Source organism: Hahella sp. NBU794, from assembly GCF_050749805.1.
Classification (GTDB): Bacteria; Pseudomonadota; Gammaproteobacteria; order Pseudomonadales; family Oleiphilaceae; genus Hahella.
In genome coordinates this window covers 6,879,731-6,893,283 of record NZ_CP192738.1, presented here as the reverse complement: position 1 = coordinate 6,893,283, position 13,553 = coordinate 6,879,731, and the positions used below count along the sequence as shown (strand labels likewise).

Below are 13,553 nucleotides of genomic sequence, written 5' to 3'. Positions count from 1 at the left end.
AGGCATAAAGCTATGCAAGTCAGTCATTCAACGCAATCTGTTCAGACCCAAACCGGGGCGACCCCGGAAGTAGTAACGCATGCGACTACTAAGGCCTCACACCCTTATGCCGGTTTGAGCGCCTCGCCACCCAGCGCCAACACGGCTCCGGATAATGCAGGCTCAATGAGTCAAACCGCGCTGAATAACCTTTTACCCACTCTGCGCCGTTCAGACTCTATGGAACTGAGTCATTTGGAAAAATCTCATTCCCAGGGCGTGGGAATAACGTCGCAAGGCAGAGTCAGCGTCATTAGAAATGGCGCGGAACTGCAGAAGTCGGTTGCCCATACGCAAGTCATGGAGAAGATTTCTGAACGGGGGCAGACCAAAACTAAAATGTGGGATGCTGGCGGTTCGTCGGATAGTCCGGCCAAGACTTACACCAAAGATCAGGTTAAGGATAATACGGCGCTCACTAAAGAGGATGCCTGGGGAACGGGACGAGGAGATATTCATAAAGGGAATAATTCCCGCAACACTCCGTCATTTGAAGCTAATGTCTCCAAACAGGACGCTGAGGCGTTGATGTTGTCGCAGATGCAAGACTTGGTGAAGAGCAAGATTATTGGCAGCGGCAATTTACAAAAGGGAGATGTTGTTCGCTTGGAGTTTCATGGCAACGAGGGGCCCTGTGATGGTTGTAAAGGGCGCCTGGAAGCGTTCACTGTCTCTCTGAAAGCTCACTTGGAGACAAAGGGCGTCAAAATCGAGTCAGATATATTTTATAACCAGGACGCAGTGGCGACGCAGCGCGCCGGTTCCGATACCTCATATGGCTGGCTGGGGGCGATAGGCGACATCAAAGAAAGCTACTTAGCGGAAACATCCAGGCTTTCTTCTTATTCAGGCAATCAGACGGAAATATTGTCTGACTCTAAATACGGCTCAACGGGCAAAGAGAAGACCTTGCATGGCGCCAGACTTCACTTTGCGGAGCCGCCCAAGCCGTCGACAGCAGACGTTGCAGTACAGACGGATCAGCAAGACCAAAAAGTTTAACTGATAGGATTTGCCGCCAGGGACTGGCAATGACTCAACCTGGGACCTAGCATAAGTTAAGCGCCCGGCACTGCGTACATCCGCGCATTGTCTGGGCTGGATGCGGCGCCTATATTTTTCGGCCCGGCACATTAACCTGACATTGCTGAGTCCATGAAGTTACAGAAGTCCGAACTCCCTGCATTGCTTGAGCGTATTTATTCTGAGGTGACGCCTTTGTATGGCGTAGGTAAGACGGCGGATTACATTCCTCCGCTGTCGAGGGTGAATCCGCGCCAGTTCGGCATGGCGATTCGCTTTGTCGATGGTGATGAATTTACGGTGGGCCAAGCCTCGACGCCTTTTTCCATTCAGAGTATCTCCAAACTGTTCGCCCTTATGCTGGCCTTGGACATCGTGGGCGACGACTTATGGAAGCGGGTGGGACGCGAACCTTCCGGTATGCGCTTCAACTCATTGTTGCAGTTGGAGAATGAAAACGGCATTCCGCGTAATCCTTTTATCAACGCCGGCGCCATTGTGGTGGCCGACACCATCGTTAATCACAGTGCGTCGCCGGTGAAACGTCTGGAGCAGTTCATGGCGTCGCTGTCCGGTAATGTATTCAACCGGTACGACCCGGAAGTTTATGTTGCTGAAGCGCGTACGGGATATCGCAACGCCGCCATCGCTAACTTACTCAAGGCGCTGGGTAATTTGGAAGGTGAAGTGGATGTGGTGCTCGACAGTTATTACAAGCAGTGTTCGATGACGATGAGCTGTCTGGATCTGGCGCGCGCCACTGAGAGTCTGGCCAATAAAGGTAAATCCAGTTTCCGTACCCAGTTTCATGGCGAACGCATGGACAAACGGGTCAATGCCTTGATGCTGACTTGCGGGCTGTACGACGCCGCCGGTAATTTTGCGTATCAGGTGGGGTTGCCTGCCAAGAGCGGCGTGGGAGGAGGCATTGTGGCGGTGTTGCCCGGCTATTTCTCCGTTGCGGTGTGGTCGCCGGAACTTGATAACTACGGCAACTCGGTGCTGGGCCAGAAGGCGCTGGAGTTACTCACTCATTACACCAGCAGTTCTATCTTCTGACGTCACTCATCCTGAGAGTCTACATGGGTGGTAAGGGGCGTCAGCGGGGCGCTCCAGGTATTTAGTCTTTCACCCCGCCTATCCAGGTTCCCTCGACCTCTAATTGGTCATTCAACAATACCAAATCAGCGCGATATCCCGGCGCAATACGGCCGTACTCGTTATCAATACCCAGGAATTGCGCGGGATACAGCGACGCCATACGCAGCGCTTCCTCTACGTCGAGGCCAATGGCGCTGATGGTATTACGCACGGCGGTGGCCATATCCAGGTCTGATCCCGCCAGCACGCCTTGTTCCGTCGCCAGTCGACCGTTACAGCGCACCAGTTTCTCGCCCAGCAACTCGAACTCTTCACCCGGCATGCCGACAGAATGCATGGCGTCGGTGACCAGCATGATTTTTCCCTGGGCCTTGGCGCGCAGGGCGATACGCATGGTGGCCGGATGCACATGATGATTGTCCGCGATCAGGCCACACCAGCTGTCAGCGTCATCCAGCGCGGCGCCGACGACGCCAGGGTCGCGATTGCGCAGCGGCGTCATGGCGTTGAACAGGTGAGTAAAACCTGTCGCCCCTTCCGCCAGTGCCTGATGAACCTGCTCATAACTGGCGGCGGTATGTCCCAGGCAGACGTGAACGCCGCGCTCCCGCAGTTTGCGTACAAAGCCTTCCGGCACTTTTTCCGGCGCCAGGGTGACGATGGTGACGCCGATGTCGCCGAGGCTGCTGAGCAACTGCAGGGCGTCGGTTTCTGGTTCACGAATAACCGATTCCCGATGAACGCCTTTGCGGGCGACGTTCAGATAAGGTCCTTCCAAATGAATGCCGAGCACCCCCGGCGCGCCTTCGCGTAATGCGGCTTCCACCGCGCGCACCGCAGCTTCCATTTTGTCGCGGGTGTCGGTGATCAGCGTCGGCATGAAAGCGGTGGTGCCGTAGCGTCGATGGGCGGCGCCCATTTCCCGCAGCACCGCTGGACTGGGATTGTCGTTGAACAGAGCGCCGCCGCCGCCGTTGACCTGAACATCGATATATCCTGGGGCCAACAACATTCCATTCAGAGAGAGACGGACCGCATCTGCGGGAATTTGATGCTCGGGCGTGATGCTGTGAATGCGTCCGCCTTCGATGATTAACGCTTGTTGCGAGAGTAGGGTCTCGCCGGTAAAAATCCGGCCATCAGTTAAGGCTGTTAGCATTCGCTTATCTCGGACTTCTGTTTGATCAGTAAGATGGCGCCGTCCAGCGCGTCCCCCAAAGGAGAGGTCAGGTAAGGCGTAATATCCCGCGGCAACCAGGGAACAATGGCTTCGCTCAGGCCCCCCATGATGCAGACGGCGGGCGCGCCCAGATTAATCAGGCCGCGAATCATCAACGCCGCTTCATCGGCGGTTTTCGCCAATAACTGCGTAGCGACGGGGTCATCCAGGCGGGCGTGCTCGAACACCAGTGGAACGAAAGCGGCGTAATCTCTGGGTTTGGCCTGATCCATCCAGGCCACGACGTTTTCCTGGTTGTTGTCGAAGCGCTGCATGACGGCGTCGGTCAGCGCCGAGGCCGGCTGCAGTCTTTCGAACGCCAGCAGGGAGTGACGCAGCGTGTTCAGGCCGAGCCAGGCGCCGCTGCCGCAATCCGATACCGGGAAACCCCAGCCGCCCAGTATATGAAATTCATGATCTATGGTGGCTACGGCGCAGGAGCCGGTGCCCATGATTAATATGCCGCCGTTGGCGCCGTTGAAGGCTCCCAGACAGGCGGTATGAGCGTCGGTAAGCAGGGCCAGATCCGCGAACGGGTGAGGGTGGTTCAATACCAGTTCCCGTTCTTTCTTCTGCGCGACCCCCGCCAGACCAAAGCCCGCGTGAATATAAGGCAGCGCCTCGTCATCCAGATTCGCCGCCGTCAGCGCCTGACGGGTGGCCAGCATAATATTGGCGTAGGCGAAGTCAAGGCCCAGGCGCGGATTGGCGCCGCCAGCGAAGCCTTCGCCGAGGAGGCGGCCATCGGCGGCGCAGAGTCTGGCGCGACAGGAGGTGCCGCCGCCGTCGACGCCGAGATACATAGGTTGCTGCGTCACAAATAGGCCCCCTGTACGCGTAAAGTTTCGCTCTGCACCCAACGATAATAGTCGATCAACTCCAGTTTGGAGGCGGCTTCCGTGTCCACGATCACCAGCGCGGACGGATGCATCTGCAAGGCGGAAGCCGGGTGCATGGCGCTGATTGGCCCTTCCACCATGGCTTTGACCGCATCCGCTTTGGCGGCGCCTGCCGCCAGCAGCATGACTTTGCGCGCATCGAGGATCGTACCAATGCCCATGGTGATGGCCAGATGCGGCTGCTCTTCGTCAGCGGAAAAAAAGCGGCTGTTATCGCGAATGGTTTCCTGGGTCAGGGTTTTCGCGCGGGTGCGAGAGCTCAGGCTGGAAGTGGGCTCATTAAAACCGATATGACCATTACGGCCAAGCCCCAGTATCTGCAGATCAATGCCGCCGGCGCTATGGATTTTATCTTCATAGGCGCGGGACTCCGCCATGGGATCGCCCATGCCGCTAGGGATATGAGTGTTCTCGGGAAGAATATCAATGTGGTCGAATAACTGCTTCTGCATGAAGCTACGGTAGCTTTGCGGATGTTGCGGGGCAATACCAATGTACTCGTCCAGATTAAAGGTGCGTACCTGACGGAAGCTCACCTCTCCCTGCTGGCGCCGCTGAATCAAGTGTGCATACAATGCAATGGGCGTGCTGCCTGTGGCGAGACCCAAGACCGCAGCCGGTTTGTCCTGTAATAAACGAATGCACTGTTCGGCGCCCATCCGGGCCACTGCTTCCGGGGAATCTGCGATGATGACGCGCATAAGATCTCCTGCTGATTCAACGCCCTCTGAAGCAAGCATCCGGGACGTTCGATCGAAGACAATACCTTTTTAATACCATTAATATAATAAGCGCACATGCGGACGAATAACAGCCCCAAATTTAGATAAAGGCGCCATTTTTGGACAAAGGTATTAAATTTCAGCGCTAGGAAGGCTTGATTACCACTTTGCAATGGGTTTATATTGGTATTGTCAAATAAAAATACCAATTATTCTCCGGTATTGAGTACGAGCTGTTGAATCACTAACAACCTCTATGGGAGAAACAAGCGATGAGCTTTTTAACAATAAAGGGTGCGTTTCGCCATGCGGCGAAGATCGGGTTGGGCGTCTTCGCCCTGACGACATTAACTGCAGAAGCCGGCGACAAGCTGGTCATCGAAAGCTGGCGCAACGACGACGCCAAAGTCTGGAACGACGTTATCATTCCCGCCTTCAACAAAAGTCACCCCGATATCAAAGTCACTTTTACCCCTACACCTCCCGCAGATTACAACTCGGCTCTACAGGCTAAGCTTCAGGCGGGCACGGCTGGCGATCTGATCACCTGCCGTCCGTTTGACGTGTCCCTGGCTCTTTATCAGAAGGGCAATCTGGAGAAGTTGAACGATCTTGAAGGCATGAATAACTTCCCTGAAGTCGCCAAAACCGCATGGTCCACTGACGACGGTAAAGATGTATTCTGTCTGCCAATGGCCTCGGTCATTCACGGTTATATCTACAATAAGGAAATTTTCAAAGAACTTGGTTTGTCCGTACCCAAGACGGAGTCCGATTTCTTCAAGGTGCTGGAGAAGATCAAGGATGAATCCCGCTATACACCGCTGGTAATGGGCACTGCTGACCAGTGGGAAGCCGCCACCATGGGCTTCCAGAATGTCGGTCCCAACTACTGGAAAGGGGAAGAAGGACGCAAGGCCCTGATCGACGGCAAAGAGAAACTGACCGACCCTGAATACGTGAAAGTCTGGGAGCATCTGGCGAAATGGAAACCGTTCCTGGGCCGGGGCTATCAAGCGCAGAAGTATGCGGATTCGCAGAACCTGTTCACCCTGGGACGCGGCGCTATCTATCCCGCCGGCTCCTGGGATATCACCACCTTTAACGAGCAGGCCGACTTTGAATTCGGCGCCTTTCCTCCGCCAACTCCAGATGGCCAGAAAACCTGCTACATCAGCGATCACACTGATATCGGCATGGGTCTGAACGCAGGATCCGCCAACAAGAAGGAAGCCCGTATTTTCCTATCCTGGATGGCGGGTCCGGAGTTCGCAGAGCTTTATGCTAACCAGCTGCCAGGCTTCTTCCCGCTGGGCAACCACAAGATTTCCATCAAAGATCCTGTGGCGAGCGAATTCCTGAGCTGGCGCGGACAGTGCGAACAGACCATTCGCAACTCTTACCAGATTCTGTCTCGCGGCACGCCCAATATGGAAAACCAGCTTTGGAACGTGACCGTGCAAGTGCTGAACGGCTCCATGGCGCCCAAAGCGGCGGCGGAAGAAGTCGAAAAAGGCCTGAAAACCTGGTATCAGCCGCACATGTAATCTTCCGTTAGTGAAGATCCCGCCCCGGCGCTCCGTGATAAGGAGCGCCGGGCGCATAATAAACACAGCCGCAGACGCATTATCGCCTGTGCAAAGGCAAACCGGGGCGGGCTTTCCGTCTCTCACCGGCTTGGTGTAGCTATTATGACTCACTCTGATATACGCAAACCTTTTCCATGGCACATCCTGGTCTTTCTGGGACCCGGACTGCTGATTTATCTGACTGTCAGCGTATACCCGTTGCTGGATACGCTAAGACTGGGCTTTTTTAGTGAAGACGAAAGCGGCGCCACCTTTTTTGTCGGTATGCAGAATTACGCCAACCTCCTGTTTAGCGAGGTCTGGTCGGAGCCTTTCTGGAACGCCCTGAAAAACAATTTAATGTTCTTCATTATCCACATGCTGCTGCAGAACCCTATTGGTCTGTTGCTGGCTCTGCTGTTGAGCTCGCCGCGGCTGCGCCTGAGTGGAACCTATCGTACGCTGCTGTTCATGCCGACCATGTTGTCGGTGGTGATTGTCGGCTTTGTGTGGCAGTTATTGCTGAGCCCGCTTTGGGGGATTTCCGAAGACTTCATGTACAACATCGGGCTGGGCGATTATTTCGACGCCTGGCTTGGGAAAGAAGGCACGGCGTTAGTGACGCTGTCGTTGATTTCCGTGTGGCAGTTCGTCGGTATTCCCATGATGCTGATTTACGCCGCACTACTGAATATTCCTGAGGATCTTAATGACGCCGGCGTGGTGGATGGCGCCAATAGCTGGCAGATCTTCTGGAATATCAAACTGCCTTTGTTGCTGCCCACCATCAGCATGGTGTCGATCCTGACCTTCGTCGCCAACTTCAACGCCTTTGAACTGATCTACGCAGTGAAAGGCGCGCTGGCGGGCCCCAATTTCTCCACGGACATCATGGGCACCTTGTTCTACCGCACCTTCTTCGGCTTCCAGCTGCAGCAGGGTAGCCCCACCATGGGCGCGGCGGTGGCGACGCTGATGTTTCTGATCATCCTTATCGGCGTGGCGATTTACCTGTTCTTCGTACAACGGCGCATCCAGCGCTTCCAACTGTAACGGGGAGGCGAACTATGCTAAACAAGATGACGCTGACTATGCCTTGGAGCGGTATGAATAAACTGACGTTAAAGCCGGATCTCGGTAAAAAGTTGATGGTGCACGCAGTGTTGCTGACCTACACCGTCATCGCTTTGTTCCCGATTCTGGTGATTCTGATCAACTCATTCAAAACCCGTAAGGCGATCTTTAACGACCCGCTCGGGTTGCCGGACGCGAGTAGCTTCACGCTGGTCGGTTTTGAGGAAGTGCTGGCGCGCTCCTCGTTCGATGTGTTTTTCTTCAACAGCCTGATCGTGACAGTGTTGTCGCTGTTCTTCGTGTTGCTGTTCGGCGCCATGGCGGCCTGGGCGTTGACGGAATACCGATTTCGCGGCGCGCTGTTTATCGCGGCGCTATTCGCCATGGGCATCATGATTCCGATTCGTCTGGGCACGGTGAGCATCCTGCAGCTGATGGTGGACCTGGATCTGGTGAACACCCGCACCTCCCTTGTCTTGGTGTACATCGCACAAGGGCTGCCGCTGGCGGTGTATATCCTGTCGGAATTCATCCGCACCATTCCGAAAGAACTGAAAGAGGCGGCCCGCTGCGATAATGTCAGCGAGTACAAAATCTTCTTCCAGATCGTGCTGCCTTTGATTCGTCCGGCGATGGCGACAGTGGCGGTGTTCACCATGATTCCTATCTGGAACGATTTGTGGTTCCCGCTGATTCTGGCTCCTGGCGAAAGCACGCAGACCATTACATTGGGTGTGCAGCAGTTTATCGGTCAGTTTGTGACGGACTGGAACGCAGTACTGTCTTCCCTGACGCTGGCGATTGCGCCGGTGCTGGTGCTGTATCTCGTTTTTTCACGCCAATTGATTCGCGGCCTGACGGCGGGAGCGGTGAAATGAGCGGCGTAATCTATATTCGTGGCCTGCGTTCCGGCGCACCGGCGGGGCTATGTCGGACAAGAGGTGAGTAATGGCTGACGTACAACTTAAACAGATTAAGAAGAGTTACGGCCAGGTCAATGTCCTGCACGGCATAGATCTGGACATCAAGCACGGCGAGTTCGTGGTGTTGGTAGGCGCGTCCGGATGCGGTAAATCCACATTGCTGCGCCTGATCGCCGGTTTAGAGGACATTAGCGGCGGCGAACTGCTGATCGACAACAAAGTGGTGAATCATCAGCCGCCCGCCAAGCGCGGCATCGCCATGGTGTTCCAGTCCTACGCTCTGTACCCGCACATGTCGGTGTTCAAGAACATGGCTTTTGGCCTGAAAATCTCCGGCAAGGACAAGAACTTCGTGCGGGAAAAAGTGGAGCACGCCGCCAAGATTCTGCAGATCGATCATCTGCTGGAGCGTTTGCCCCGGGAATTGTCTGGCGGTCAACGTCAGCGGGTGGCGATAGGGCGCGCTATCGTGCGCGATCCTAATGTGTTTCTGTTCGACGAGCCGTTGTCCAACCTGGACGCCGCCTTGCGGGTGCAAACCCGGGTGGAGATCGGCAAGCTGCACAAAGACCTGGACGCAACCATCATCTACGTCACCCATGATCAGGTCGAGGCCATGACCCTGGGCGATAAGATCGTGGTGATGAACAAGGGCAGGGTGGAGCAATGCGGTTCGCCTCTGGAGCTGTATCGTCATCCTCGCACGCAGTTTGTCGCCGGCTTCATCGGCTCGCCGAAAATGAACTTCATGAAAGGGAAAGTCTCTGTAAAAACAGAGGGCTCCATTTATGTGAAACTGGCTGACGGCGTTGAAGTGGAAGCCCGCGTGGAAAGCGGCGCCATTGCTGTTGGCGAAGAAGTGACGGTCGGCGTGAGACCTGAACATTTGCAGGAAAGCCTTCACGGCGAAGGCCGGTTAAAAGGAAAAATTAACCTGGTCGAGCATTTGGGTGAAGTCAGTTATATATACATGACATTGACGGATGGATCTGAAGTTGTCGTGCGTGGAGACGGCGAAACGGAAGTGAAAGTGGGCGAAGAGATATACGCTGACTATCAACCGCAGAATGTTCATGTATTCAATGCGCAGGGACTGGCTTTCAAACGATTAACGGCAGCGGAAGCCGATGCGCCGGCGGCTGCCATGATTAGGCAGGCAGCCGGTGGAAATACCTGACTTTATTCAAGTTTCTGCTATGCTAGCGTCTTCTCGCAGCTCAAAAAGCAAATCTACTGCTAAGAACCTACGTCAAGACGCTATGAGCAAACCAGACAGTCTGATTACCAAAATCTTCGGAATTCCGGAGCAAATCTCGCGGCATTCCGCGCCGTTGTATCTGCAATTGCAGACCAAGATCCGCGAGGCGGTGGACGCCGGCGTATTACGCGCCGGCGATGTGGTGCCCGCGGAGCGCGAAATCGCCGCCGCCATGAAAGTTTCCCGCGTCACGGTGAGGCGCGCCATCGACGATCTGGTGGAAGAAGGCCTGCTGACCCAGCGCCAGGGTGCGGGAACATTTGTGACCGAGCGCGTGGAACAGCCGCTGAACTATCTCAAGAGCTTCTCTGAGATCATGCAGGAGCGCGGCAAAAAGCCGGGCTCACGCTGGCTGGATCGCTCCGTTGGCGTGCCCCACGAAGATGAACGCGTGGCGCTGAAACTGGCGGTGGATAGTGAAGTAGTCCGTTTCCATCGTCTGCGTTTGGCGGATGATAAACCCATGGGGCTGGAAGTGGCGACGATACCGCGGCAGTTTCTGGACAATCCGTTTGAAGTCACCGGGTCGCTGTATGAAGCGCTGGCGGAAAAAGGGCTGCGTCCGGTTAAAGCGTTGCAGCGTCTGCGCGCTATTTCCATTGATGAAACCCGCGCCAAGCTGCTGGATATTCCTGTGGACAGCGCCGTTCTCTATATCGAGCGTTTAGGCTTGTTGGAAGATGGCGTTCCCATCGAGTTCACGCGTTCTTATTTCCCTGGCGACGCTTATGACTTCGTCGCGGAGATTCGCAATGTATCTCACTATGCGCCAGTGGGCTTTCACAAGTCGGATGGCGTTGAGGGGTACGACGAGGACTGAGCGCGCTGAGTCGGGTCGTATTTAACTCGGACAGAGTGGAAGTAAGGTGGACGGCGGTAGCCGGCTCCACCTTATTTTTTATCACGCCAAATCAATTCAACTGAAACCGAATCGGCACCGCCATTTTCCAATGGGTGCGCTCAAGCTCATCCGGAATAGGTTGGAACTGGGCCAAGGTGACCAACGCTTTGACGGCGGCTTCGTCCAGACGGGAAATACCGGAGCTGTCCCGCAAACGCACTTCCGCAATATCGCCGCTCTTCGTAATAGTGAACTCCACCGTGCTGGTGCCTTCCTGGCGGCGGCGCTTGGCGCTCAGCGGGTATCTCTTGTTCTTCTCCAGGGCCAGTTGCAACGCATTGATATAGGCCTGTTCAATACTGACGATCTGCGCTGAGCTTAGCTGCAGCTGCTCCGCAATGGCTGGAGCCGTGGAGATATCCGTATGCGGGTCTGGTGAAGGAACGGGGTTTTCCGCCACTTCCTTGTTGGGTTCAGGGTCGACTTTGGCGACTTCCTCTTTTTTGGTGGGCTGCGGCGTCTTCACCTTTTCGACGACTTTTTTCGGCTCAGGCTTTTTCTTAATCGGCTTCTTGGGTTCTGCCGGCTTTTCCACCTTGGCCACCTCCGGCTTAGGCTCGGGAGGCGTCTCTACCGGTGTAGGCGTTTCCTCTACGATTTCAGGCTCGGGCTCTTCAATGACCGGCTGTTCGGTTTCCACCACCTCTTCCACTTCCGGCGCTGGCTCCGCTTCCGGTTGCTTCGCCTCTACCTGTTGCTCGACGATGCGCATTTGCGACAGCACCAGGGACACTGGCGCGGCGGCGATGGGAGCCGGCGCTGGCGATGAGACGCCGGAAATCAGCCAGGCTGCGAGCGATACGTGCAGACACAGGGCGACGGTGATTCCGATGATATGGCGTTTCATTGGTTACGACTGGCGAGTACGGAGAAATTGGTCAGTGAATATTTCTGCAACAGGTCGGCGACTGCTACAAAGCTTTTGAAATCCGCCTGACTGTCGACCTTGAGAGTGATCGGGCTGGATTTCCCCAGCGCTTTCAGGCGACTTTCCAATTGTTCCAGAGACGCGGCTTCATCCTGGTAGTAGTAAAGATTTTCCTTGTCGATAACGATATTGACCGCGTGTTCCGGCGCGGACTTGTTGGAAACGTTTTCCGCACTGGGCAGTTCAATGGGGATTTTACCCTGCACCACGAAGGTGGCGGTGGTCAGCACGATGGCCAGGAGCACCAGCATGATGTCGATAAACGGAATGACGTTGATCTGATCAAACTTTTTCATCGTGGGCCTAGCTCCCCTGGCGGGTATCTCTGTCGGCGCGCCATAGCGCCTGTGTGACTTCCACTTTGCGGGTCAGCGCGTTGTAAATCATCAGGGTGGGGATCGCCACCAGCAGGCCCAGGGCGGTGGCTTTCAGCGCCAGCGCCAAACCGCTCATGATGGCGCCCACTTCCACATTGCCGCCTTGGCCGATCTGATAAAAGGTCAGCAGAATGCCGGCGACGGTGCCCAACAGGCCAACATAAGGGGCGTTGGCCCCGATGCTGGAAATAGTGGTGAGGTGCTTGGTCAGGTCGACGGTGAGTCGATCGAAATTCTGATAATCCGGCAGCGACAGGGCGCGCATGAACAGCCAGCGCTCAATGGACAGCCAGACGACGGTGAAGCTCATCAGGCCCAGGATGCCGAAAATGGTGAGATCAAGGTATTCAGAAAGAAGTTCCACTACGCCTCCCTTTGCGTCCGGCGCTGAAACGCTGTTGCGATGGAGTGGATCGCCGGGCCGCAAGACTAATTTGGGGATCAAAGACGAAAAACAATAATCATACACAAATGAAAATGATTATCAATAAGTAGCTGGGGCGACGATAGCGTGGAAATGTCCTTTTGGGGGGGGGGCCCAACCAGGTCCGACGCGGGAATGGGATTTATCGACTACTATTTAATTAAATCATCAAGGCTTTATTTGGGGAATTATGGGCGCACCACCTCGTTTTCACCGCTATAGCCGTACGCCTCGTCGCCTTGCCGGTCTGGCGTTAGCACTGTTGTTGTCCGCTACCTCAGCCTCCGCCGCTTCCGTGGGAGTGTGCGATACGCTGAATGTGACCGGCAATCCCGAATATCCGCCATTTTTATGGCGGGATCGCGATAACCCGGATCAGCTCATCGGAGTAGCCGTAAGGTTGCTGGAGATCGCGCTGGAGCCGGAAAACATCACAGTCGAATCACGTTATGTCGGCCCCTGGTCCCGGGCCCAGGTGGAGGCGCAACTGGGACGGGTGGATATGCTTACCGGCGCCTTTATCACCGAAGAGCGGCAGACTTATATGGACTATATCAAGCCGCCCATGATGATTATGCCCAACGTCATTTTTGTAAAAAAAGGCAAAGCCTTTCCAATGAACAGCTGGCTGGACCTCAAAGATCGCCATGGCGATACTCTGATCAACAACAGCTTTGGCCAGGAGTTTGATGAATTCGCTGAGCGCCAATTGAACATTGAAGAAGTCCGTTCAATTGAGTTTGCGTTTGAGCGCCTGTTGCTGGGGCGCACTGACTATGTGATCTATGAGTTGTATCAGGGCTACGCTATCGGCGAGGTCAGGGGGTTCAAAGGTGAGATCGAGCATTTGCCGACCCCTATCAGCTCGGAAGGGCTTTACTACACCGTGTCGAAAAAATCTCCTTGTCACAATCCGGAACTGATTGATTTCCTGAATAAGCGACTGCGTGAGCTGGTGGATAAGAAAGCGCCGGAGAGTCTGGTGGAGCGCTATATGACGCTATGGCGCAAACAGGCCACCGCCATCGATATCTCAGAAATTTCCTCCCTTAGAACGAAAAAAAGCCGCTTCTCAAAGTGAGAAGCGGCAAACTCCC

14 protein-coding genes are annotated in these 13,553 nt (G+C 55.1%); 8 read left to right on the top strand and 6 right to left on the bottom strand.

Annotated features, from left to right (window positions below; all coding sequences use genetic code 11):
• Positions 1-12: 12 nt before the first annotated feature.
• The gene (locus tag ACQYWX_RS30395) at positions 13-1,041 is read left to right on the top strand and encodes a hypothetical protein (RefSeq protein ID WP_279500759.1); all 1,029 of its coding nucleotides are present in this window, start codon (positions 13-15) and stop codon (positions 1,039-1,041) included.
• 153 nt (positions 1,042-1,194) lie between these two features.
• Entirely contained in the window at positions 1,195-2,121 is a 927-nt protein-coding gene (locus ACQYWX_RS30390; protein WP_431687408.1) for a glutaminase, read from the top strand.
• 61 nt (positions 2,122-2,182) lie between these two features.
• Here ACQYWX_RS30390 and nagA read toward each other — a convergent pair whose 3' ends face one another.
• From nagA to nagB, 3 genes are read right to left on the bottom strand one after another with little or no spacing between them, the layout of a single operon-like run.
• Positions 2,183-3,322 carry an N-acetylglucosamine-6-phosphate deacetylase gene (gene nagA, locus ACQYWX_RS30385; RefSeq protein ID WP_431687407.1) on the bottom strand — a complete coding sequence of 380 codons (1,140 nt, stop codon included), beginning with the start codon at positions 3,320-3,322 and terminating at the stop codon, positions 2,183-2,185.
• Positions 3,316-4,200 carry a BadF/BadG/BcrA/BcrD ATPase family protein gene (locus ACQYWX_RS30380; RefSeq protein ID WP_241566929.1) on the bottom strand — a complete coding sequence of 295 codons (885 nt, stop codon included), beginning with the start codon at positions 4,198-4,200 and terminating at the stop codon, positions 3,316-3,318. The genes nagA and ACQYWX_RS30380 overlap by 7 nt, the downstream gene beginning before the upstream one ends.
• The gene (gene nagB, locus ACQYWX_RS30375) at positions 4,197-4,982 is read right to left on the bottom strand and encodes a glucosamine-6-phosphate deaminase (protein ID WP_216736674.1); all 786 of its coding nucleotides are present in this window, start codon (positions 4,980-4,982) and stop codon (positions 4,197-4,199) included. The genes ACQYWX_RS30380 and nagB overlap by 4 nt, the downstream gene beginning before the upstream one ends.
• Before the next feature lie 293 nt (positions 4,983-5,275).
• Between nagB and ACQYWX_RS30370 the strand changes: the two genes are divergently transcribed.
• The 5 genes from ACQYWX_RS30370 to ACQYWX_RS30350 all read left to right on the top strand — a co-directional run bounded on the left by ACQYWX_RS30370 (position 5,276) and on the right by ACQYWX_RS30350 (position 10,646).
• Positions 5,276-6,550: an ABC transporter substrate-binding protein gene (locus tag ACQYWX_RS30370; RefSeq protein WP_216736673.1), complete on the top strand. Its 1,275-nt coding sequence runs from the start codon at positions 5,276-5,278 to the stop codon at positions 6,548-6,550.
• A gap of 144 nt (positions 6,551-6,694) precedes the next feature.
• Entirely contained in the window at positions 6,695-7,624 is a 930-nt protein-coding gene (locus ACQYWX_RS30365; protein ID WP_431687406.1) for a carbohydrate ABC transporter permease, read from the top strand.
• 14 nt (positions 7,625-7,638) lie between these two features.
• Positions 7,639-8,523, top strand: a complete 885-nt coding sequence (locus ACQYWX_RS30360) for a carbohydrate ABC transporter permease (protein WP_253938288.1) — start codon at positions 7,639-7,641, stop codon at positions 8,521-8,523.
• Positions 8,524-8,593: 70 nt separating this feature from the next.
• Complete coding sequence (locus tag ACQYWX_RS30355) at positions 8,594-9,745, top strand: ABC transporter ATP-binding protein (protein ID WP_216736671.1); 1,152 nt, start codon at positions 8,594-8,596, stop codon at positions 9,743-9,745.
• Between the two features lie 82 nt (positions 9,746-9,827).
• The gene (locus ACQYWX_RS30350) at positions 9,828-10,646 is read left to right on the top strand and encodes a GntR family transcriptional regulator (RefSeq protein WP_431687405.1); all 819 of its coding nucleotides are present in this window, start codon (positions 9,828-9,830) and stop codon (positions 10,644-10,646) included.
• A gap of 91 nt (positions 10,647-10,737) precedes the next feature.
• On the opposite strand, the gene ACQYWX_RS30345 is transcribed toward ACQYWX_RS30350, so the two are convergent.
• From ACQYWX_RS30345 to exbB, 3 genes are read right to left on the bottom strand one after another with little or no spacing between them, the layout of a single operon-like run.
• Positions 10,738-11,574 (bottom strand): energy transducer TonB, encoded by an 837-nt coding sequence (locus tag ACQYWX_RS30345; protein ID WP_431687404.1) that lies wholly within the window; start codon positions 11,572-11,574, stop codon positions 10,738-10,740.
• Positions 11,571-11,951: a TonB system transport protein ExbD gene (gene exbD / locus ACQYWX_RS30340; protein ID WP_305902158.1), complete on the bottom strand. Its 381-nt coding sequence runs from the start codon at positions 11,949-11,951 to the stop codon at positions 11,571-11,573. Before exbD ends, ACQYWX_RS30345 begins: the two co-directional genes overlap by 4 nt.
• Before the next feature lie 7 nt (positions 11,952-11,958).
• Positions 11,959-12,396 carry a TonB-system energizer ExbB gene (exbB, locus tag ACQYWX_RS30335; RefSeq protein WP_279500783.1) on the bottom strand — a complete coding sequence of 146 codons (438 nt, stop codon included), beginning with the start codon at positions 12,394-12,396 and terminating at the stop codon, positions 11,959-11,961.
• A 250-nt stretch (positions 12,397-12,646) separates the two neighbouring features.
• Here exbB and ACQYWX_RS30330 point away from each other — a divergent pair, with 250 nt between their 5' ends.
• Complete coding sequence (locus ACQYWX_RS30330; RefSeq protein WP_216736666.1) at positions 12,647-13,537, top strand: substrate-binding periplasmic protein; 891 nt, start codon at positions 12,647-12,649, stop codon at positions 13,535-13,537.
• Positions 13,538-13,553 lie beyond the last annotated feature (16 nt).